We start from the raw sequence: 21018 nt of genomic DNA on the forward strand, positions 1-21018 counted from the left end.
TCGGTTTTCCCTGTTGCTCCTGTCGTGTCGGCCTAGATAGGCGTTCGGATACCCGATGCGCAAGGGCCGCAGTGTCGTTTGCCGAATGTACGAATTCGGGTACCGGCGTTTCAAGGGGACGGCGCGGCTTTCACACAGCTGTCATTTTCGGTGACGCACCGTGAAGCGGGGGCGCTCCTGCGTTCCCGTTTACGAAATATTCTTGCGTATATGCGCAATATCTGGTCATATCGTGCCGAGCCGGCACAAAGAAACATAAGAGGCAATGCCATGGCCATGCGCGCGGAACTGGACACCATCGATCTTAAAATACTGCGCGAGCTGCAGGACGACGGACGCATGACGAATGTCGAATTGTCCGAGCGGGTCGGCATTTCCGCGCCGCCGTGTCTGCGGCGCCTGCGCAAGCTCGAGGAAGCGGGGGTCATCGAGGGCTACCGCGCCATCCTCAATGCGCCGTCGCTGGGATACGATCTCGTCGCCTTCTGCATGATCGGCCTGACACTGCAGTCGGAGGTCAATCTGCGGGCCTTCGCCGAGAAGACCCTGAGATGGCCGATCGTGCGCCAGTCGTGGATGGTCTCGGGCGAATCGGATTTTCTGCTGCATTGCGTTGCGACCGATCTCGCGACGTTTCAGGATTTCGTTATCGACGAACTGACCGCCGCCGACAATGTCGAGACCGTCCGCACGATGCTGACCATCCGGCAGGTCAAGAATGAAGGGCCGATCGACCTGAGTCGCTAGCCCGATTCCCAGAGGGCCTGGTAGACTTTGTGGATGCCTTCGACTTCGCTCTCGATACCGAAGAGGTCTTCGGCGCGGTGGCGTGCATTGCCGGCCTTGAGGGCGAGTTCCATGGGATTGTCGAGGAGACCGCGCGCTGCCGCGGCGATTTTGGCGGCGTCCGGTGTGGCAACCAGCGTTCCGGCCCGGTCGTCGCCGATGAAAGACGCGAAGAAACCGGTGTCGCTGGCGACGATCGGCACGCCGCTGGCCATCGCCTCGAGCGGCGTCATGCCGTATCCCTCGTAGCGCGGCGAGGCGACCAGCAGCGAGAGGCTGCTGACCAGCCGCGGCATCCGGTCCTCCGGGATTTCACCGGTGAAGAGGATGCGTTGCGAAAGGCCGGCTGCCTCGACGCGCGCCTGCAGTTCGCCGACAAAACCGCGATGCTGCGGGGTCGCCTTGCCGATAACGAGCGCGCAGGCGTCGGGAAATTCCGGCAGCAGCGCGATCATTGCATTGACGAACACGTCCGTGCCCTTTTCCGGTCGGATGCGCCCGATGGTGGCGATGCCGAAGCGGCCGGGATAGCCGATGTCCTGCCAGGCCGCGTCGCGATCATTGGCGGGGCAGAAACGCTCGGTATCCACGCCATGGTGGACGACAGCACGGACGTTGGGAACCAGCGCGGCCGCTTCCTCGGTCGTCGCGATCACGGCGTCCATGCGGGAGATCAGCCAACGCGGCAAGGCCGAATGGCGGCGCTGGGCCGCGGACGTAAACACGATGCGGACCGGCAGCTTGAGTGCGTCGCGCGCCCACAGGGCGGCACGCATCTCGTTGTTGCGGCGAACATGCCAAAGGACGAACGGGCGATCTTCACCCGGCGTGCGTGACAGTATGACGGCCCGCCGGATCGAGACCGGGTCGGGGCATCCGGCGAGCGGCCGGCCGACGATCTGCATGCTGTAACGGGCGGCCTGCCTGCGGGCGACGGCGGCGGCCGTCGCCGAAACACCGGTGAAGTTCCGGTGCAGGTTGGTCACAAACAGTTCCGGTCGATCGGACATGGTCGTCAAACCCCGCGGCGCGCGCCGCGAACGCTATCGCGGTACAGAGTGCCGGGCATCCGCTTTAACAGGAATTTTAACGGTCAGCCCCAGCGAACTTCGAGGATCTCGTAGGCTTTCGCTCCGCCGGGGGCGTTGACCTCGATGCTGTCGCCCACCTGCTTGCTGATCAGCGCGCGGGCGATCGGAGAGGACAGCGAAATGCGCCCCTCGCGGACGTCGGCTTCCTGGTCGCCGACGATCTGGTAGGTCTTTTCCTCGTCCGTGTCCTCGTCGACGAGCTTGACCGTGGCGCCGAACTTCACCGTATCGCCGGACAGTTTCGCCAGATCGATGACCTCGGCACGGGCCGTCAGGTCCTCCAGTTCGGCAATGCGGCCCTCGTTGTGGCTCTGGGCCTCCTTGGCGGCATGATATTCGGCGTTTTCCGACAGGTCGCCATGCGCGCGCGCTTCCGCGATCGCCTCGATGATGCGCGGCCGTTCTTCCTGCTGGCGCCAACGCAATTCCTCGGTCAACTTGCCAAAGCCGCTTTGGGTCATGGGGACTTTTTCAACCATGTCCTTCTCCTTCTTTTTGGCATCTTTCGCACCTGGGAGGTGGTGCAAAAGCGCAAAAGAAAACGGCTCCCGAACCGGAGGGTTCGGAACCGCTCAACAACTCAATCGCGCAAACATAGCAGCAAACCGAGCAAATTTGCCAGTTTTTTCGTCGGTCAGTTAATCTGAAGCCCGCAGCGTCGGGTTCGCCATCGCGCGCATCGTTGACGTGTTGCCGGTGACAGGCGGGCGGCGTTTACTTGGTGACCAGCCAGGCCCGGCTCCAGATCCTGTATATCTCCCAGAAGCTGTTTTCCACGTGAAAGCCGAAAGCCAACGCCTCCTTTGCCCAGTCGCCGTCCCCGCCCGCCGCTCCGCTCAGCCGCGAGCTGAATGGCCTGCCCGGTTCGTTCCATTTGGCGTCCTGTTCAATGACGAATTCGGTCAGCGCTTGCCGCAACGTCAATGTCTGTTCGGGCGGAATTCTGTCATCGTCGACTTTGAACAACGACCGCAGAGCGCCGTGTGACACGAATTTAATCTGGTCGACGTAACGGCTTTCGACCGGGTTCGGAGAACTGGCGGCGAAGACTATGTAATCCTTTGATTCCGGCCGCACGCCCATGGCTGAAAAAACGGCTTCGATGCTGTCCGTATCGGTGGTCTCGAAATAGATCGTGCCTCCGCTTGCCTCCTGCAGGGGCGCATTCAAAATGGGGTTGGCCGACGGCTCCTCGGCGCCGTAGAACCGGTCCGGCGCACTGTCGCGCCAGGGAAAGGCGATCGTCGGCTCTTCAAGCAGAAAGCCTTGCGGTGTGAACGTTCCTTCGTCGCCCGGCAACGGTGAGGCGTCGCTCTTTTCCCAATTGACGGCGGAGAATTTCAATCCGCCCGGAAACCCTTCATACATTCGCTGATATCCCCTTTGCAGGCGACTTTTCCGCAGTGTCTCATGTTTTGGACCCGGCCGCATCGTTGGATGCCGATTTTCGCAAATCGGCGTTCGTTGATAGAGTGCGACAATCGGACGCGCTATGAGCAAGCGGAGCGACGGTTCCGCCGGGGCGCGCTGAAACCGGAGCTGGGAGGGGATGTCAGATCAGCCGGCAAGTCCGCCACGCAAACGTTCGCTCGTGCGCAAGGCGTTTTTCTTTTTCCTGGCGTTCGCCGTTTCGCTGGGGATCGGCCGGACGTTCGAATTCCTGACGTCCGAATCGACCTTCGAAGCCGCGCTGCGCCTGCAGCAGGGCTGGTTCAATTCGGTGAGCACCATGGCCCCCTTGGCGCTTGCGACAAACTATTTCGGCGATATTTGGGTCCTTGCATCGACCGGGAGGGCGCCGGTCATCGAGGCGCCGGAAATACAGCCGGCAAGCGCCGAAGACAAACCGGAGCAAACCGAACAGGACGGCACCGTCCAATGCAGGCTGTTACCGCTTTCCGAACAGGTCAAGCCGCAAAGAATGGTAGATCCGGTACTGGAGGAAGCGGCAGACACAAGGGATGGCTTGTGCAGCAATCTAAGCCTGAGCCGCAGGTACTGTCTCGATCAACTCGGGTCACCGACTTATGATCAATGCGTTGCCGAACAACGGGAAATCCAGGAAAAATTCGAACGGGAATGCGCCGGCTGGGAGGCGGGGATACAGCGGCAGTTAGAGGTGCAGGAGGATTTAAGGCGGCGTGCCGCAGAGCATTTGGAGTCCAATCCGCCGCCGCCGGTGAACGATCGCCGCAACATCGGCGAGTTGCTCAGCGCGCCCCTATTTGCCCTGGTTCTGACCTGGGTGCGTCTCACCGCGGCTGGCGGGATCAGCTACTTCTGGGCCGTGCTTCAACTGGCTGCGGGCCTGATCGGGTTCCTGGCGCTCTACGGGCCTTTGTTCGGCGACCGCGAGCGCGGCATCTATCTTCCCCGGGGTATTGGCGGCTGGGCTATCGGCGTGCCGATCGGCACGATCGTCGTCGCCAGCGCGACTGCGATGATCCTGAAATACCTTATGTTGCTGGGCCTTTACCTGTTTTGCCAGGTAACAAGTTTTGCCGCCTTCTGCTGCGCGGCGACCGGAACCGTCGGTCTGTGCTGGTACTGGACCACGAAACTGGCCGAGTTCAGCACCGGCGCGGCACTGACACCGAGCGATCCTGATTAGGCCGCAAAATAATCCTGTAGCGGTTTGACCTCGAGATTGCCGGCGGTCAGCGCGGCAATCGCCTTCGCGGCCGCCAGGGCTCCCGACATCGTGGTGTAGTAGGGGACCTTCTGCATCAGCGCGGCGCGGCGAAGCGACTTGGAGTCCGACATCGCCTTGGCGCCGGCCGTCGTGTTGATGACCAGCTGGATCTCGCGGTTGCGAATCGCGTCCTCGACGTGCGGGCGACCTTCCAGGACCTTGTTGATGCGCGATGCCTCGATGCCGTTTTCCTGCAGGAAGCGCGCGGTGCCGCTGGTCGCCATGATGCCGAACCCGCTGTCACGAAGCATCCTTGCCGCCGGCAGCACGCGTTCCTTGTCATCGTCGCGAACCGAGATGAACACGGTTCCGTCGCGCGGCAGTTCGACGCCGGCGCCGAGCTGTGACTTGGCGAAGGCCAGCGCGTAGTCCGTGTCGAGGCCGATGACCTCGCCGGTCGATTTCATTTCCGGGCCGAGCAGCGTATCGACGCCCGGGAACCGGGCGAACGGGAAGACGGCCTCCTTGACCGCAATGTGTTGCAGGCGGCGCGGATCGGGTTTGTCGCCATAGGCCGCGATCGCCTCGTCCAGCGTCTCGCCGGCCATGATGCGGGCCGCGATCTTGGCGATCGGCGCACCGATGGTCTTGGCGACGAAGGGGACCGTGCGCGAGGCGCGCGGATTGACCTCCAAGACGTATATGTCGCCGTTCTTGATGGCGAACTGGACATTCATCAGTCCGCCGACATTGAGCGCCCGCGCCAGTTCGCTTGTCTGGCGCTCGAGCTCGTCGACCAGTTCGCTCGTCAGCGAATAGACGGGCAGCGAGCAGGCGCTGTCGCCGGAATGGATGCCGGCTTCCTCGATATGTTCCATGATGCCCGACACGAAAACGTTCTCGCCGTCGCACAGGCAATCGACGTCGACCTCGATCGCATTGGCCAGGTAGCTGTCGAAGAGCAGCGGATTGGTGCCGAGCAGCGTGTTGATCTGTCCGGTCTTGTCGTTCGGATAGCGCGCCTTGATGTCTTCCGGAACGAGTTCGGGCACCGTCCCGAGCAGATAATTGGACAGGCTGTTCTCTTCACGGATGATCTGCATGGCGCGTCCGCCCAGCACATAGGAGGGGCGTACGACAAGCGGAAAGCCGATTTCCGTGGCCACCAGCCTTGCCTGCTCGACCGAATGGGCGATGCCGTTCTTGGGCTGGCGCAGATCGAGCTTCTTGAGCAGTTTCTGAAACCGGTCGCGGTCCTCGGCAAGGTCGATCGCGTCGGGATCGGTGCCGAGGATCGGAATGCCGGCGCGGCCGAGCGCATTGGCGAGCTTCAGCGGCGTCTGTCCGCCGAACTGGACGATGACGCCGTGCAGCGTTCCGTTCTGCTGTTCGGTGCGCAGGATCTCCAGCACGTCCTCGGCGGTGAGCGGCTCGAAATAAAGCCGGTCCGAGGTGTCATAGTCGGTCGACACCGTTTCCGGATTGCAGTTGATCATGATGGATTCATAACCGGCATCGTCGAGCGCGAAGGCCGCGTGGCAGCAACAGTAGTCGAACTCGATGCCCTGACCGATGCGGTTCGGTCCGCCGCCGAGGATCACCACCTTCTTGCGGTCCGAGACCTCGGCCTCCGATCGCAGCGCTCCGGCGAAGGGCTGTTCGTAGGTCGAATACATATAGGCCGTGGGTGAGGCGAATTCGGCAGCGCAGGTGTCGATGCGCTTGAACACCGGATGCACCCCGAGCGCCGCACGCAAGTCGGCGACCTCGCGCTCGCGCCGGCCGGTGAGGCCGGCAAGCCGGGCGTCCGAGAATCCCATGGATTTTAGCATTCGAAGGTTGTCGGCATCCTCGGGCAGGTCGTGCTCGCGGACACGGTCCTCCATGTCAACGATCGCCTTTAACTGGGCGATGAACCAGGGATCGATCTTGCAGCTTGCGTGAACGGCCTCTTCGCTGGTTCCCAGCCGCAGCGCCTGCGCCACCATGCGCAACCGGTCCGGCGTCGGCGTGCCGAGTGCCGCCTTGATGGCGTTCTTGTCGTCGCCCTCGCCAAGTCCGGGGATATCGATCTCGTCAAGGCCGGTCAGCCCGGTCTCCAGACCGCGCAGGGCCTTTTGCAGGGATTCGGCGAATGTCCGGCCGATGGCCATGACCTCGCCCACCGATTTCATCGAGGTGGTCAGCAGCGGTTCGGCGCCGGCAAACTTCTCGAATGCAAAGCGCGGGATCTTGGTCACGACGTAGTCGATGGACGGCTCGAACGAGGCGGGCGTCGCGCCGCCGGTAATGTCGTTCTCCAACTCATCGAGCGTGTAGCCGACGGCCAGCTTGGCGGCGACCTTGGCGATCGGAAAGCCGGTGGCCTTGGACGCCAGCGCCGAGGAGCGGGACACGCGCGGATTCATCTCGATGACGACCAGCCGCCCGTCTTCCGGATTGACCGCGAACTGGACGTTGGACCCGCCGGTCTCGACCCCGATCTCGCGCAGCACCGCGATCGAAGCGTTGCGCATGATCTGGTATTCCTTGTCGGTCAGCGTCAGCGCCGGTGCCACGGTGATCGAATCGCCGGTGTGCACACCCATCGGATCGACATTCTCGATGGAGCAGATGATGATGCAATTGTCCGCCCTGTCGCGCACCACCTCCATCTCGTATTCCTTCCAGCCGAGCACCGATTCCTCGACCAGCACCTCGGTGGTTGGAGAGGCGTCGAGACCCGCTTCGACGATCTCGAAATATTCGGAGCGGTTGAAGGCAATGCCGCCGCCGGTGCCGCCGAGCGTGAAGGACGGCCGGATGATCGCCGGCAGGCCGACATGGTCGAGCGCCTGGGCGGCGACGCCGAGGGCATGGGCGATATAGCGCTGCTTGCGGTCGGTCTCGCCAAGCTGCCACTCCGTCTCCAGCGCATCGAGTGCGGTGTCCAGCGCTTCGCCGCTGTGTTGCGCCTTGAGCTCGTCGCGCTTGGCATCGTGAGCCCGGCGGTCCAGTTTCTTCACATCCGTCGCATTGGCCAGCATCGAGCGCGGCGTCTCGAGTCCGATGGCGGCCATGGCCTCCCGGAACAGCGCCCGGTCCTCGGCCTTGTCGATCGCCTCCGGCTTGGCGCCGATCATCTCGACATCATAACGTTCGAGGACCCCCATGCGGCGCAGCGACAGCGCCGTGTTCAGCGCCGTCTGGCCGCCCATGGTCGGCAGCAGCGCGTCGGGGCGTTCCTTGGCGATGATCTTGGCGACGACTTCCGGCGTGATCGGCTCGACATAGGTGGCGTCCGCCAGGCCTGGGTCGGTCATGATCGTCGCCGGATTGGAATTGACCAGGATGACCCGATAGCCTTCCTCCTTCAGCGCCTTGCAGGCTTGGGTGCCGGAGTAGTCGAACTCGCAGGCCTGACCGATGACAATCGGTCCGGCACCGATGATGAGGATCGACTTGATATCGGTGCGTTTTGGCATATCGGCGTTTCCGGCAGACAGGCATAGCTGAAGCCCTTGAAAAAAGGGATTCTATGCGGCGTTCTTTTCTGGGCTAAGGCGGCCTTATAGGGCAAAGGCTTGTACAGGGAAACCCCGTTGAAGGCTGTTTTCATGCCATTTTCGGCTGCCGGGCAGGTCCGCCCGCCGGGCAGCCGCGAGAGGTCAGGCCTCGGTGGTCAATTCCGAGGCGTCATAGCTGTGCACACCGTTGGCGATCGCATAGCAGGCAAGGGCAACGGAAAGGGGAATCTCAACCGCGCGGCCGTCGCGCTTACCCTTTTCGTAGTACTGGATGACCCTTTTCTTCAGTCCCAACGCCTTTGCGGCGTCTTTCTGATTCAACCCCAGTGCTTTGCGCCATCGCCTGAAGTCTTCCGATTTCAATGTTGTAATTCCACTGCCGTTTCACTTCAAAACTGCCGCAACTTGCGGTGTTTTATCGTATATTTATGACAGACATTCAAATACGCTAGAGGCTGCGTAAGCAAGTTGCCGCCACGGTTAATCCACCGGCCGCCTGGCAAAGAACAGGAGCAGCCGCATGCGATGGAAGGGGCGACGTCAAAGCAGCAATATCGAAGATCGTCGCGGGCGCTCCTTCGGACGGGGTCGAGGAACCCGGATTTCGACGCGACCGCGCCGCATCGGCGGCAAGTCCGGCGGCGGGATTTCGGCAATCGTATTGCTGGTTATCGGCTATATCGTCCTCAAATATATGGGCATCGATCCGGCCATCCTTCTGAGCGAGGGCGGGCTTTCACCGTCCATCGAGCGGATCGATCCGGGCGGCGGCGAACAGCTTTCGCCGCAGCGGCAGGACGAGATGACCCAGTTCGTCGCCACGGTGCTCGCCGAGACCGAGGATACATGGGGCGGCTTGTTCAGCGCGAGCGGGGTTCGCTACAACGAACCGACGCTGGTGCTTTTCGAGGGACGGGTCAGTTCGGCATGCGGTCTGGCCAGTGTTGCATCCGGCCCCTTTTACTGCCCGGGCGATCAGAAAATCTATATCGACCTTGCGTTCTACGACGAGCTTGCAAACCGGTTCGGGGCCGCCGGCGATTTCGCTCAAGCCTATGTCATTGCCCACGAGGTCGGCCACCACGTGCAGAACCTGATCGGCGTGCTGCCCGAATTTAACCGGATCCGCGGGGGCCTGAGCCGGACGGAGGAAAACCGGATGTCCGTGCGGGTCGAACTGCAGGCGGACTGCTTCGCAGGCATATGGGCGCACTACACGGCGCAAAAGGGCCTTCTGGAATCGGGCGACCTGGAGGAAGCGCTCAACGCCGCGCATCAGATCGGCGACGATACGCTGCAGCGGCGCGCGCAAGGCTATGTCGTGCCGGACAGTTTCAACCACGGCACTTCGGAACAGCGCAAGAAATGGTTCTCGCGCGGCTTCGAGAGCGGCCGCACCGCCGATTGCGACACGTTCGAGGGCGAGGTCTAGCCCCTATTCGGCAAGCGCTTCTTCGCCGCGCCGCTCGCGGATGAGATTGATGAAGCGGCGGAACAGGTAATGGGAATCCTGCGGCCCCGGCGAGGCTTCCGGATGATGCTGAACCGAAAACACCGGCTTGCCCTTCACCTGCAGCCCGCAATTGGAGCCGTCGAACAGAGAGACATGGGTTTCCTCGACTTCCGCCGGCAGCGATTCCCCGTCGACGGCAAAGCCGTGGTTCATCGAGACGATTTCGACCTTGCCGGTCGTGTGGTCCTTGACCGGGTGGTTCGCGCCGTGATGGCCCTGATGCATCTTGACGGTGCGCGCGCCGAGCGCCAGCGCCAGAATCTGGTGGCCGAGGCAGATCCCGAAGACAGGAATTCCGCTGTCTATCAACGACCGGATGGTCGCGACCGCGTAGGCGCCGGTGGCGGCCGGATCGCCTGGACCGTTCGACAGAAAGATGCCGTCGGGATCGAGTGCCAGGATGTCCTCGGCAGACGCGGTCGCCGGAACCACGGTGACCCGGCAATCGAGGCCGGAAAACAGCCTGAGGATGTTCCGCTTGACGCCAAAATCGACGGCGACGATGTGGATATCGTTGTCGCCGGCCTGGCTGCGGCCGAAACCTTCATTCCACACCCAGGGCTTTTCATCCCACCGGGAGGACTGGCCGCTGGTCGATTCGATCGCCAGATCGAGGCCGACAAGCCCATGCCAGGCCTTGGCGCGCGCCTTCAGCGCATCGGTATCGAAGTTTCCGTCCGGATCGTGGGCGATCACCGCATTGGGCATGCCGTTTTCGCGGATCCAGACCGTCAGCGCGCGGGTGTCGATGCCGCACATGGCGATGATCCCGCGCGCCTTGAGCCAGGCGTCGAGATGCTCGCTCGCGCGAAAGTTCGACGGGTCGGTAATGTCCGCCTTGAAGATGGCGCCGACGGCGCCGTTGCGCGCCGCCGGGTCAAGGTCCTCGATGTCTTCGCCATTGGCGCCGATATTGCCGATATGGGGAAAGGTGAAGGTCACGATCTGCCCGGCATAGGACGGATCGGTCAGGATCTCCTGGTAGCCCGTCAGCGCCGTATTGAAACACACCTCCGCCTCGACCGCGCCGGTCGCGCCAAGGCCGTGACCTTCGATTACAGTGCCGTCCGAAAGAACCAGGAGGGCGGTGGGAACGGGCTTTGTCCAGGCCGGTGAATTGCTCATCATCTACTTCTTCTTCGGCCGGCTAGGGCCGTTCATCGGGACTGTACTTGACGAAAGCACTCGCCCACACCACGTTAGCGATCAACAACACCCAGAAATTTGGACCCGGATGCTCAATCTGTATTTGAATGTCCATGCAGATGTGGGAACATAAACGAGGCCCGTTAACGCGTCAATGCGATGGGCCTCGGGGGTTTCGAATTTTAAAGTATAGCAAAATCAAACAGTTATACCGTTGAGTTTTGTTTGCAATGGCGATGCGAACCGAATATGTTTCGCCGCAAAATGCAGGAGCAACTGTAATGCGTGAGAAGTTTGCTTCCTCTCTTCGGGAAGCGCTTAAAGCAAAAGACACACGCCGAGTATCGACCATCCGGCTTATTCAAGCGGCCGTGAAAGATCGTGATATCGCCAACCGGGGAGCCGGCAAGGACCCCGTCAGCGACGACGATATCATGCAGATCCTCGGCAAGATGATTAAGCAGCGCGAGGAATCCGCGCGGATCTACGAGGAGGCCGCGAGGCTTGAACTGGCGCAGCAGGAACGCGAGGAAGTCGATGTCATTCGCTCGTTTCTGCCGCAGCAATTGTCCGACGACGATGTGCGAAAGGCCTGCAAGGCGGTGGTCGAAGAGACCGGTGCGAGTGGCCTGCGCGACATGGGCAAATGCATGAATGCGCTGAAGAGCAAGTTTTCAGGACAGATGGACTTCTCGAAAGCCTCCGGCGTCGTGAAGGATCTGCTGCATCACGATTAGGGCCGGCAGGAGCCATCGGTTCCCGCGTGCGCAACCGGACAAATACCAGTCGGATCTGCAGGTGACCGCACCGTTGCCGCCGGGCGCCGGTGCGGTCGCTGATTCGCCGCCGGTTCGGACCTCTCAAGCCAGTTGAATTTGCAAAACACGTTAATTGTCAGTGTGTTCTCCGGCTAATTACCACGCGTGATTGAAAATAATCGGTTCCTGCGCATTTTTTAGGCAATTGCCGGGAAGCAGAGCTTGCTCCATGATGCGTTATGTGATCCGTGGGGGATCGTGCAGCGTACGGAAATGGGCGGACTGCCATGTGAGGCAATCGGTTTGAATTTGGGAGTGTTGGCTTGGGCGGTTGATAATTTGAGCCAGCGTGCGACGGAGGTCGCGGTCGAAAAGCAAGAAGAACGGTAGACTGTCGTCTAGAACATCATGTCCTCTGAACTGTTCACCGATGATATCCACTCGGATGTCAGCGAACTGAATACATCCTTCGATGTCTTCAAGTATCTCCGCAAAACGACGGAGCGTTTCGGGCTGCACTATTTTTCCGTGCTGGTTCTGCCCGGCGACACGACCGGAAGCTTCACCAACCACAGCATCATAAACAACTGGCCGCCGGACATGATCAAGGCCTATGACCGGCTCGACCTGATCAATCTGAGTCCGGTCATATCGGCGCTCAAACGTCAGGTGACGCCGGTTACCTGGCATGTCGACGATGTGCTGACGACCAAGATATCCGATGTACTGGCCTCGGCACGGGATGCCTTTTACAAGAAGGGTTTCGTGCGGGGCGTGAATTTTCCCGTCCACGATTCCAGGAGCATGCGGGGATCGGTCGGTTTTGCCGGCGACCGCGAGCCCTTCGAAAACCGGGAACTGCTCGAGCTGAGCATGATCAGCATCCATATCTATGACCGGCTCAGCCAGTTGACCCAGCATCGCGAAGCCGATGCGCCGCCCCTTTCCGACCGGGAGCTGGAATGCTTGCGGTGGACTGCTGCGGGAAAGACCAGCAGCGAGATATCGACCATCCTTTCGCTGTCGGAACATACGGTCAATCACTATCTCATCAGCGCGACGAAGAAGCTCGATGCGGTCAACCGCACGCAGGCCGTGGCCAAATCCATTCGCAAGGGATGGATCTAGCGGCGGGTCCGGCGGACTGTGAATAGCGGGCACGAAGTTCAACGGATGGTGCGGCCGGACCGCTGGCGTTGTACAACGGATGAGCCGAGTCGGTCGGAGCAGGATGCACGGGCCGCCAGGCATGGTTTGGACATTGCGCACCGCGGTCCCGTCGTCCGCCGGTGCGGGAGCACACACTGATGCGGTTTGAAAGTTCCTTCCTTGACGAGCTGCGCGATCGTGTGCCGATTTCGGACATCATCGGCAAGCGCGTCTCGTGGGACAAGCGCAAGACCAACATTTCGCGCGGCGACTGGTGGGCCTGCTGCCCGTTCCACGGCGAAAAGACGCCGAGCTTTCATTGCGAGGACCGCAAGGGCCGCTACCACTGTTTCGGCTGCGGCGTGTCGGGCGACCATTTCCGGTTTCTGACCGAGCTCGACGGGCTCTCCTTTCCGGAGGCGGTGCGCTACGTCGCGGACGTGGCGGGGATCGCCATGCCGGCTCCCGATCCGCGGGCCGCCCAGCGGGAAAAGGAGCGGGCGAGCCTCATAGACGTCGTGGAGATGGCGGCCGGTTTCTACCAGGACCGGCTGCAGGCGGCGGACGGCGCCAAGGCGCGCGCCTACCTGCGCGACCGCGGCCTCTCTGGGCGCACGATCGCGACGTTCCGCCTCGGTTACGCCCCCGACGGTCGCAATGTCCTGAAGGAATACCTGGCCTCCAGAGGTGCCGAGAAACAGCAGATCGAAGCCTGCGGCCTGGTCGTGCACGGCCCGGACATCGCCGTTTCGTACGACCGGTTCCGCGACCGCATCATGTTTCCGATCCTGAGCGCGCGCGAGAAGGTGATCGCCTTTGGCGGGCGGGCCATGTCCTCCGATATTCCGGCCAAATACATCAATTCGAATGAGACGGAGCTCTTTCACAAGGGCCGGGTGCTCTACAACCTGGCGCGGGCCCGGCGCGCCGTTCAGGGCGCTGATGGGGCCGGCACGGTCATCGCCGTCGAGGGCTATATGGACGTGATCGCGTTGCACCAGGCCGGCATCGAAAACGCCGTGGCGCCGCTCGGAACGGCGCTGACCGAAGATCAGCTCGAACTGTTATGGCGGGCGACCCCGGAGCCGGTGCTGTGTTTCGACGGCGACGAGGCGGGCACGCGCGCCGCCTACCGCGCCGTCGACCTGGCGCTCGCGGGACTGCGCCCCGGCCGGTCCGTACGGTTCGCCATGCTCCCGCAGGGCAAGGATCCCGACGACCTGGTGCGCGAGGAGGGCCGGACGCCGTTCGACGCGGTGCTCAAGGCGGCGCGCCCGCTGGCCGACATGGTGTGGATGCGCGAGACCGCGTCGGGCATTTTCGACACGCCCGAAAAGCGGGCGGCGCTGGAATCGGCCTTCGGCAAGGTCACCGCGGCGATCGGCGACGAGACCGTGCGCCGTCACTACGTCCAGGATATGCGCGACCGGCTTGCCGCGTTTCTGGAAAGCAACCGGCCGGCGGGCGGCGCTGGCGCCGGCGCGGGACGCGGGTTCCAGCGCGACGGCCGGCGGCAGGGACAGGCCGGCGGCCGCGGGCCGAAGGCGGATCGCCGCGTCGCCATGACCAATCTGCTGGCGCGCTCGACGATGGTGCGCGGCCAGTCGGAGCTGCCGACACCAAGGGAAAGCGTGCTGGCACTGACGCTGATCAACCATCCCGAACTGCTGATCGCCGAGTTCGACGAGGTCAGTGCCATCGAGTTCGAGAACCGGCAACTGGCCAACATACTCGAGCAACTCCTGGACCTGTGCGCCGGCGGCGCCAACCCGGACCGCGAGGCGGCAGGCGCGCATCTTGTCGGCGGCGGCCACGAGGACTTCATCGCGCGGCTGAAACAGCAGATACGCTATACCAGGGACTGGACCGCCTCGGAGGAGGCGGCGCTGGAGGATGCGCGGGAGGGCTTTATTCAGGCGCTTGCGCTCTACAAGCGCACGCGTGCCCTCAGGCAGCAGAAAAGCGAACTGGAGCGTGACATTGCCGAGGCCACGGAAAGCGGCGACGGCGAGGCCGTGCCGCGACTGATGCAGTCGCTGCAGTCCGTGCAGTCGGAGTACAACCGGCTGGAACGGCAGGAGGCGATCGTCGAGGGATTCGGCGTGCTCTCCGGACGGGTCCGGGGAACTGCGGGCAAATAGAGCGGCCGATTCCGCGACGCCCTTGTAATGATTGCTTTGGCCCCTAAATATTCGGCCAGGCAGATTGCGGACAGGTGCTTCGGGCCTGCTCCTGAAATCAGATGGAACTGCCACGATGAACCCAGTCGAGAGAGCGCACAGCGCTTCGGGCTGGTGCTTTTGTTTCCGCCCGTAAGGCGTCATGTTCGGTTAAATACCGTATTTTTTGGTGAATTTGCCTTAAAAATCCGGTTTTTTGGCCCGTTGAGCTTGACGGATGGAAAAATTAACGGAATCACCTCTTGTGGCGAGAAGTTTCTTTGGTCAAGCAAATTGGGATGTTGTCCACTGGCGCAGATAAAGCGGGTCGGGTGAGACAGGCGTGGCTCATGTGCAGGGTGAAGTCACCATCCATGGTTAATCGGGAATTAAACATCACTCCTATACTCGGTTCATAGCTGATTCGGATATGACGGTTGAGCCCCGATCGGCTGGCTCTACCGGTTTTTGGTGATGTGCTTAGGAAAGTGACGGGATATATGGCAACCAAAGTCAAGGAAAACGAAGACGCCGAGGCAGAACGCGAAACAACCGGCGACGGACCGCTCCTCGACCTTTCAGACAACGCTGTCAAGAAAATGATCAAGGCCGCCAAGAAGCGCGGCTATGTAACGATGGACGCGCTCAACGCCGTCCTGCCTTCCGAAGAAGTAACGTCCGAACAGATTGAAGACACGATGGCCATGCTCTCCGACATGGGCATCAACGTTGTCGAGGAAGAAGAAGAGGCCGAGGAAGCGGCCGCATCCAACGAAAGCGAATCCACCGGAACGGAAGTCGCGACAACGGGCGGCACGGCCGTCACGACGACGCGCAAGAAGGAGCCCACGGACCGGACCGACGATCCGGTGCGCATGTATCTGCGCGAGATGGGTTCCGTCGAGCTCTTGTCGCGCGAGGGCGAGATCGCCATCGCCAAGCGCATCGAGGCCGGCCGGGAGACGATGATCGCCGGTCTGTGCGAGAGTCCGCTGACCTTCCAGGCGATCATCATCTGGCGTGACGAGCTGAACGAAGGCGAGACGCTCCTGCGCGAGATCATCGACCTGGAGACCACCTATTCGGGACCGGAAGCCAAGGCGGCGCCGCAGTTCCAGTCGCCCGAGAAGATCGAGGCCGACCGCAAGGCGGCGGAAGAAAAGGAAAAGGCCAAGAAGGCCAAGGCCTCCGATGACATTACGGATGTCGGCGGCGAGGGCGTCAGCACCGAGGAAGACGACGACGAGGATGATGACGAGTCCAACCTGTCGCTGGCGGCGATGGAGGCCGAACTCCGCCCGCAGGTGATGGAGACCTTCGACGTCATTGCCGACACCTACAAGAAACTGCGCAAGCTGCAGGACCAGCAGGTCGAGGCGCGCCTTGCGGCGACCGGCACGCTGTCGCCGGCGCAGGAGCGCCGCTACAAGCAGCTCAAGGAAGACCTGATCGCTGCGGTGAAGTCGCTGGCGCTCAACCAGAACCGCATCGACGCGCTGGTCGAGCAGCTCTACGACATCAACAAGCGCCTGGTGCAGAACGAGGGCCGGCTTCTGCGGCTCGCCGAATCCCACGGCGTCAAGCGCGAGGACTTCCTGCAGCAGTACCAGGGCGCCGAGCTCGATCCCAACTGGATGAAGTCGATCTCGAATCTGACAGCCAAGGGCTGGAAGGAGTTCTCGAAAGTCGAGAAAGAGACGATCAAGGCGATCCGCGGCGAGATCCAGAACCTCGCCACCGAGACGGGCATTTCGATCTCCGAGTTCCGCCGCATCGTCCACATGGTCCAGAAGGGCGAACGCGAGGCGCGCGTCGCCAAGAAGGAAATGGTCGAGGCGAACCTGCGCCTGGTGATCTCGATCGCCAAGAAATACACCAATCGCGGCCTGCAGTTCCTGGATCTCATCCAGGAAGGCAATATCGGCCTGATGAAGGCGGTGGACAAGTTCGAATACCGCCGCGGCTACAAGTTCTCCACCTACGCCACCTGGTGGATCCGGCAGGCGATCACCCGCTCGATCGCCGACCAGGCCCGCACCATCCGCATCCCGGTGCACATGATCGAAACGATCAACAAGATCGTGCGCACCTCGCGACAGATGCTGCACGAGATCGGCCGCGAGCCGACGCCGGAAGAGCTTTCCGAAAAGCTCGCCATGCCGCTGGAGAAGGTGCGCAAGGTTCTGAAGATCGCCAAGGAGCCGATCAGCCTCGAAACGCCGGTCGGCGACGAGGAGGATTCGCATCTCGGCGATTTCATCGAGGACAAGAACGCCATCCTGCCGATCGACGCGGCGATCCAGGCCAACCTGCGTGAGACGACGACGCGGGTTCTCGCCTCGCTGACGCCGCGCGAGGAGCGCGTCCTGCGCATGCGCTTCGGCATCGGCATGAACACCGACCACACGCTGGAGGAAGTCGGCCAGCAATTCTCGGTCACCCGAGAGCGTATCCGCCAGATCGAGGCGAAGGCGCTGCGCAAGCTCAAGCATCCGAGCCGCTCGCGCAAGCTGCGCAGCTTCCTCGACAGCTAAAGACAAGGCGGCCGGTTGGCCGCCTTTTTTGCAAAGCCATGCAGAGCGAAATCGTCATTGAGACCAACGGCCAGGGGCTCTACGAGTTCACCCAAGAGGCCGCTCGCTTTGTATCCGGTGCCGGCATCGACACCGGGGTGCTGACGGTCTTCGTGCGCCACACGTCCTGCTCCATGCTGATCCAGGAAAATGCCGATCCCGACGTGCAGCGCGACCTTCATGAATTCTTCGCCCGTCTCGTGCCGGAGAACATGGACTGGCTGAGGCACACCAAAGAGGGGCCGGACGACATGCCGGCGCATATCAAGGCGGCCCTCACGCAGGTCAGCTTGTCGATCCCGGTCGCCGGGTCGGCGATGCTGCTCGGCACCTGGCAGGGGATCTACCTCTTCGAGCACCGGCGCCGGCCGCACAGCCGCAAGGTGGTCTTCCACATTTCCGAATAGAACCGGCGCCAACGCTGCACGGATGTCGCGATGGGAACGTCGCGGCCTGTCATTTGACGCTAACGTTGCCCGCAACATGCGGGGAGTGAGCGACGATGGCGGAACAGCGCGACAGGGACGGCCGGCCGCTTTCAGGCGTCAGGGTCATCGATTTCGGCCAGTATGTGGCCGGTCCCGCCGCGGCCATGATGCTCGCCGATCTCGGTGCGGAGGTCATCCATATCGACCCGCCCGGCGGGCCGCGCTGGAAATCGCCGGCGGCCGCCATGCTCAATCGCGGCAAGACCTGCATCACGCTGGACCTGAAAACCGGAGCGGGTCTTTCCGAGGCCCGGCGGCTGATCGCCTCGGCCGACGTGGTGATCGAGAATTTCCGGCCGGGTGTCATGGCGCAGCTGGGGCTGGGCGCCGGCACGGTCCGGTCCGACCGATCCGACCTGGTTTACCTGTCGCTGCCGGGCTTTGCGTCAAGCGACGCGGAGCGGGCCGGGATCAGGGCCTGGGAAGCGGTCGTCGCGGCGGCCTGCGGGCAATATTCAGACATGGGCCTCAACCGGGTGCTGATGGCGATCGAGCCCAGTTTCTCGCCCCTGCCGCTCGCCTCCGCCTACGCCTCGGTGCTGGGCGCCGCATCCGTCGTGCTGGCGCTCTACAACCGCGAAAAGGGCGGCGGCGGCGACGTCATCGAGGTGCCGCTGGCATCGGCTCTGATGGAGGGGCTTGCCTATAATTCGCAACAGGTCGAGGCCTATCCTGAACGCTACAAGTCGAACCGGGAAAAGGAGATCGACCGGCGGCGGGCGAACGGCCTTGCCATGAATGCCACCTATGCCGAGCTACAGGAACTGCTCGACCCGTTCTACCGCAACTATGCCTGCGCCGACGGTCGGCAGATCTACGTGGTCAGTGCCTCGCATACCGCCCATCCCGAGCGGGTGCTGAAGATCCTTGGCCTGTGGGACCGGCTGATCGAAGAGGGCCTGCCGCGCCACTATGCCTATGACGATGTGGCGGACTGGCCGGGCGAGGACGGATGCTCGCTGTCGAGCTACCCGCTGTCGCAGGCCTGGGCGGATCGCGTGTCGTCACTGATGAAGGAAGCGTTCCTTTCCCGGCCCTCTTTCGAGTGGGAGAAGATCTTCGGCGAAAACGGCGCGCCTGCCGCTGTCCAGCGCACGACGCGGGAATGGCTGCATGCCGAACATCCGGTGCGCGCACGCCTGTTGATCGATGTCGACGATCCGGATTACGGCCGCATGCGCCAGCTCGGCAACCTCGCCTGGCTGGCGAGCGACGCAGACGCCGCGTCGGAAAAGCCCCCGCGCCGTGTTGCCGAGCCGGGAGAGATCGCAGCCGAGCCGAAAGCCGGTGCCCCGGCGGCTTCCGGCAGCGGCGGCTGGCTGGACGGCATCAAGATCCTCGACCTCACCAATGTCATTGCAGGGCCGACCATCGCGTCGACGCTCGCGCGGTTCGGCGCGAAGGTGATCTCGATCGACCCGGTCCGGCCGACCATGGACCCGTGGAACGCCATCATCTTCGGCATGCATGCCGGGCGCGGCAAGCAAAGCCTCCTGATGGACCTCAAAACGAACAAGGGCCGGCGGGCGCTGGGCCGCCTCGTCGATTGGGCCGACATCGTTACCGTCAACGCCACCGACAGGCAGCTTGCCGGGCTCGGTCTCGATCCAGAAAACCTGCGGGCGCGGCACCCGGACGTGATTTTCTGCCAGCTCGACTGCTACGGCGGGCCGCAGCGCGGGCCGCACAGCGATTTTCCCGGCTATGACGATCTTGCCCAGGCGGTGACCGGCGTCATGGCGCGCTTCGGCGGTTCCCTCGACACGCCGGAGGAACACGCGCATTTCGGCACGATCGACGTGCTCGGCGGTTTCTGCGGCGCGCTCGCCGCGGCGGCCGCGCTCTACCGGCGCGAGCGGACGGGCAGGGGCGACGTGGCCCGCGCCTCGCTCTGCGCCGCCGGCCAGCTCATCCAGGCGCCGTTCATGTTCGATTTCGAGGGGCGCGCACCCTTTGATGAGCCGAGCGGGCGTTCCGTGAAAGGCGCGGGGCCGCTCTATCGCGCCTACACGGCATCCGACGGCTGGTTCTTCCTCGCTGCGTTCGAGGACGATCTCGAGGCGCTGGCGACGGTGGAAGGGCTCGGCGCCATCGAATCCGTTGCGCCGGATGCGCGCGAAGCCTATCTGGAGGGCGTGTTTTCCGCCCGGCCCGTCGCGCACTGGATTGCGGCGCTCCGCGCCGGCGATATCGGCTGCCACACGCTCGACCAGATGCACGAGGTGCGCGACGCGCATCTGGTCGAAGAGAGCAGCGGGCTCTTGGAATTGAACGCCGGCACTTTCGACTTCATCCGTCATGACAAGCACCCAAGCGGTCGCGTGGTCGACCTTGTCGCGCCGAACGCGATCCGCCCGGAAAGGGCGGCGATCACGGTTCCAGAGCCAATGCCGAAACCGGGCGCCGACGGGCGCGCCATCCTCTCGGGTCTCGGCTACAGCGCCGGCGAAATCGATGCGATGATCGAAGAGGGTGTTGTTGCCGAAAAATGGTGCGATAAATATCTGCCGGAGTGACGGAAAAAGACAGGACCCGATGACGCCGCTGCCGATCCTCTACAGTTTTCGCCGCTGCCCCTACGCGATGCGGGCGCGGATGGCGCTGCGCGCAAGCGGCACTCCGGTCGAGTTGCGCGAGGTGGTGCTGCGCGACAAGGCGCCGGAATTCCTCGCCGCCTCGCCGTCGGCGACGGTGCCGACGCTGGTCGCGGCCGATGGGGGCGTGATCGACGAGAGCCTCGACATCATGTTGTGGGCGCTTTGCATGAACGACCCGGAGGGCTGGCTTGCGCCGGAGGCCGGCGCGCTCGATGACATGCTGGCGCTGATCGAACATATCGACGGGCCGTTCAAGCAGAGCCTCGACCGCTACAAGTACGACACCCGTCACCCGGACCGCGACCGGCTCGAAGAGCGCGGCAAGGCGGCGGCGGAACTCGTTGCATTGGAAGACCGCCTTGCTGAGAGCGGCTGGCTCTTCGGTGGCCGGCCGAGCCTCGCCGACATGGCGATCCTGCCCTTCGTGCGCCAGTTCGCCAATACCGATCGCGCCTGGTTCGACGGCGAGGACTGGCCGACGCTCAAGGCCTGGCTGGAAGCATTCGAGCAATCCGACCGGTTCCAGGCAATCATGGACAAATATCCGCAATGGGCAGCGGGCGATCCCGTGACGGTGTTCGGCGATGAATTCGCCACGCAATCGCCAGCCTGATTTCTTC

Annotated in this window: 16 protein-coding genes; 10 read left to right on the forward strand and 6 right to left on the reverse strand. The window is 62.8% G+C overall.

Features of this window, described 5'->3' with window-relative positions:
• Window positions 1-270: 270 nt before the first annotated feature.
• Window positions 271-747 carry an Lrp/AsnC family transcriptional regulator gene (locus E4M07_RS20650; protein ID WP_136660284.1) on the forward strand — a complete coding sequence of 159 codons (477 nt, stop codon included), beginning with the start codon at window positions 271-273 and terminating at the stop codon, window positions 745-747.
• Here E4M07_RS20650 and E4M07_RS20655 read toward each other — a convergent pair.
• From E4M07_RS20655 to E4M07_RS20665, 3 genes are all read right to left on the reverse strand, one after another.
• Window positions 744-1796, reverse strand: a complete 1053-nt coding sequence (locus E4M07_RS20655; RefSeq protein WP_136660285.1) for a glycosyltransferase family 4 protein — start codon at window positions 1794-1796, stop codon at window positions 744-746. The two genes, E4M07_RS20650 and E4M07_RS20655, sit on opposite strands and share 4 nt — an antisense overlap.
• Window positions 1797-1879: 83 nt before the next feature.
• Complete coding sequence (gene greA, locus E4M07_RS20660) at window positions 1880-2356, reverse strand: transcription elongation factor GreA (RefSeq protein WP_136660286.1); 477 nt, start codon at window positions 2354-2356, stop codon at window positions 1880-1882.
• Window positions 2357-2591: 235 nt separating this feature from the next.
• Window positions 2592-3245 carry a hypothetical protein gene (locus tag E4M07_RS20665; protein WP_136660287.1) on the reverse strand — a complete coding sequence of 218 codons (654 nt, stop codon included), beginning with the start codon at window positions 3243-3245 and terminating at the stop codon, window positions 2592-2594.
• Between the two features lie 181 nt (window positions 3246-3426).
• On the opposite strand from E4M07_RS20665, the gene E4M07_RS20670 reads away from it, so the two are divergent.
• Window positions 3427-4488, forward strand: a complete 1062-nt coding sequence (locus tag E4M07_RS20670) for a hypothetical protein (protein ID WP_136660288.1) — start codon at window positions 3427-3429, stop codon at window positions 4486-4488.
• On the opposite strand, the gene carB is transcribed toward E4M07_RS20670, so the two are convergent.
• Window positions 4485-7973 (reverse strand): carbamoyl-phosphate synthase large subunit, encoded by a 3489-nt coding sequence (carB, locus tag E4M07_RS20675; RefSeq protein WP_136660289.1) that lies wholly within the window; start codon window positions 7971-7973, stop codon window positions 4485-4487. The genes E4M07_RS20670 and carB overlap by 4 nt on opposite strands.
• A 183-nt stretch (window positions 7974-8156) precedes the next feature.
• On the reverse strand, window positions 8157-8378 hold the full coding sequence (locus E4M07_RS20680; protein ID WP_136660290.1) for a helix-turn-helix transcriptional regulator: 222 nt from the start codon (window positions 8376-8378) through the stop codon (window positions 8157-8159).
• 157 nt (window positions 8379-8535) lie between these two features.
• Between E4M07_RS20680 and E4M07_RS20685 the strand changes: the two genes are divergently transcribed.
• Complete coding sequence (locus tag E4M07_RS20685) at window positions 8536-9447, forward strand: neutral zinc metallopeptidase (RefSeq protein WP_136660291.1); 912 nt, start codon at window positions 8536-8538, stop codon at window positions 9445-9447.
• Between the two features lie 3 nt (window positions 9448-9450).
• On the opposite strand, the gene carA is transcribed toward E4M07_RS20685, so the two are convergent.
• Complete coding sequence (gene carA / locus E4M07_RS20690) at window positions 9451-10653, reverse strand: glutamine-hydrolyzing carbamoyl-phosphate synthase small subunit (protein WP_136660328.1); 1203 nt, start codon at window positions 10651-10653, stop codon at window positions 9451-9453.
• 302 nt (window positions 10654-10955) lie between these two features.
• On the opposite strand from carA, the gene E4M07_RS20695 reads away from it, so the two are divergent.
• The 7 genes from E4M07_RS20695 (at window position 10956) to E4M07_RS20725 (ending at window position 21011) form a co-directional block, all read left to right on the forward strand.
• A complete protein-coding gene (locus E4M07_RS20695) occupies window positions 10956-11411 on the forward strand; it encodes a GatB/YqeY domain-containing protein (RefSeq protein ID WP_136660292.1) in 456 nt (151 codons plus the stop codon).
• 429 nt (window positions 11412-11840) lie between these two features.
• Window positions 11841-12560, forward strand: coding sequence for a LuxR family transcriptional regulator (locus E4M07_RS20700; protein ID WP_136660293.1), 720 nt, complete (start codon window positions 11841-11843; stop codon window positions 12558-12560).
• Window positions 12561-12739: 179 nt separating this feature from the next.
• Window positions 12740-14722: a DNA primase gene (dnaG, locus tag E4M07_RS20705; RefSeq protein WP_136660294.1), complete on the forward strand. Its 1983-nt coding sequence runs from the start codon at window positions 12740-12742 to the stop codon at window positions 14720-14722.
• Between the two features lie 518 nt (window positions 14723-15240).
• Window positions 15241-17274, forward strand: coding sequence for an RNA polymerase sigma factor RpoD (rpoD, locus tag E4M07_RS20710; RefSeq protein WP_136660295.1), 2034 nt, complete (start codon window positions 15241-15243; stop codon window positions 17272-17274).
• A gap of 38 nt (window positions 17275-17312) precedes the next feature.
• Window positions 17313-17720: a secondary thiamine-phosphate synthase enzyme YjbQ gene (locus tag E4M07_RS20715; RefSeq protein WP_136660296.1), complete on the forward strand. Its 408-nt coding sequence runs from the start codon at window positions 17313-17315 to the stop codon at window positions 17718-17720.
• Between the two features lie 95 nt (window positions 17721-17815).
• Window positions 17816-20317, forward strand: coding sequence for a CoA transferase (locus E4M07_RS20720; RefSeq protein WP_136660297.1), 2502 nt, complete (start codon window positions 17816-17818; stop codon window positions 20315-20317).
• A gap of 19 nt (window positions 20318-20336) precedes the next feature.
• On the forward strand, window positions 20337-21011 hold the full coding sequence (locus E4M07_RS20725) for a glutathione S-transferase (protein WP_136660298.1): 675 nt from the start codon (window positions 20337-20339) through the stop codon (window positions 21009-21011).
• Window positions 21012-21018: the final 7 nt, after the last annotated feature.

This window comes from Nitratireductor sp. XY-223 (assembly GCF_004959855.1).
Classification (GTDB): Bacteria; Pseudomonadota; Alphaproteobacteria; order Rhizobiales; family Rhizobiaceae; genus Hoeflea_A.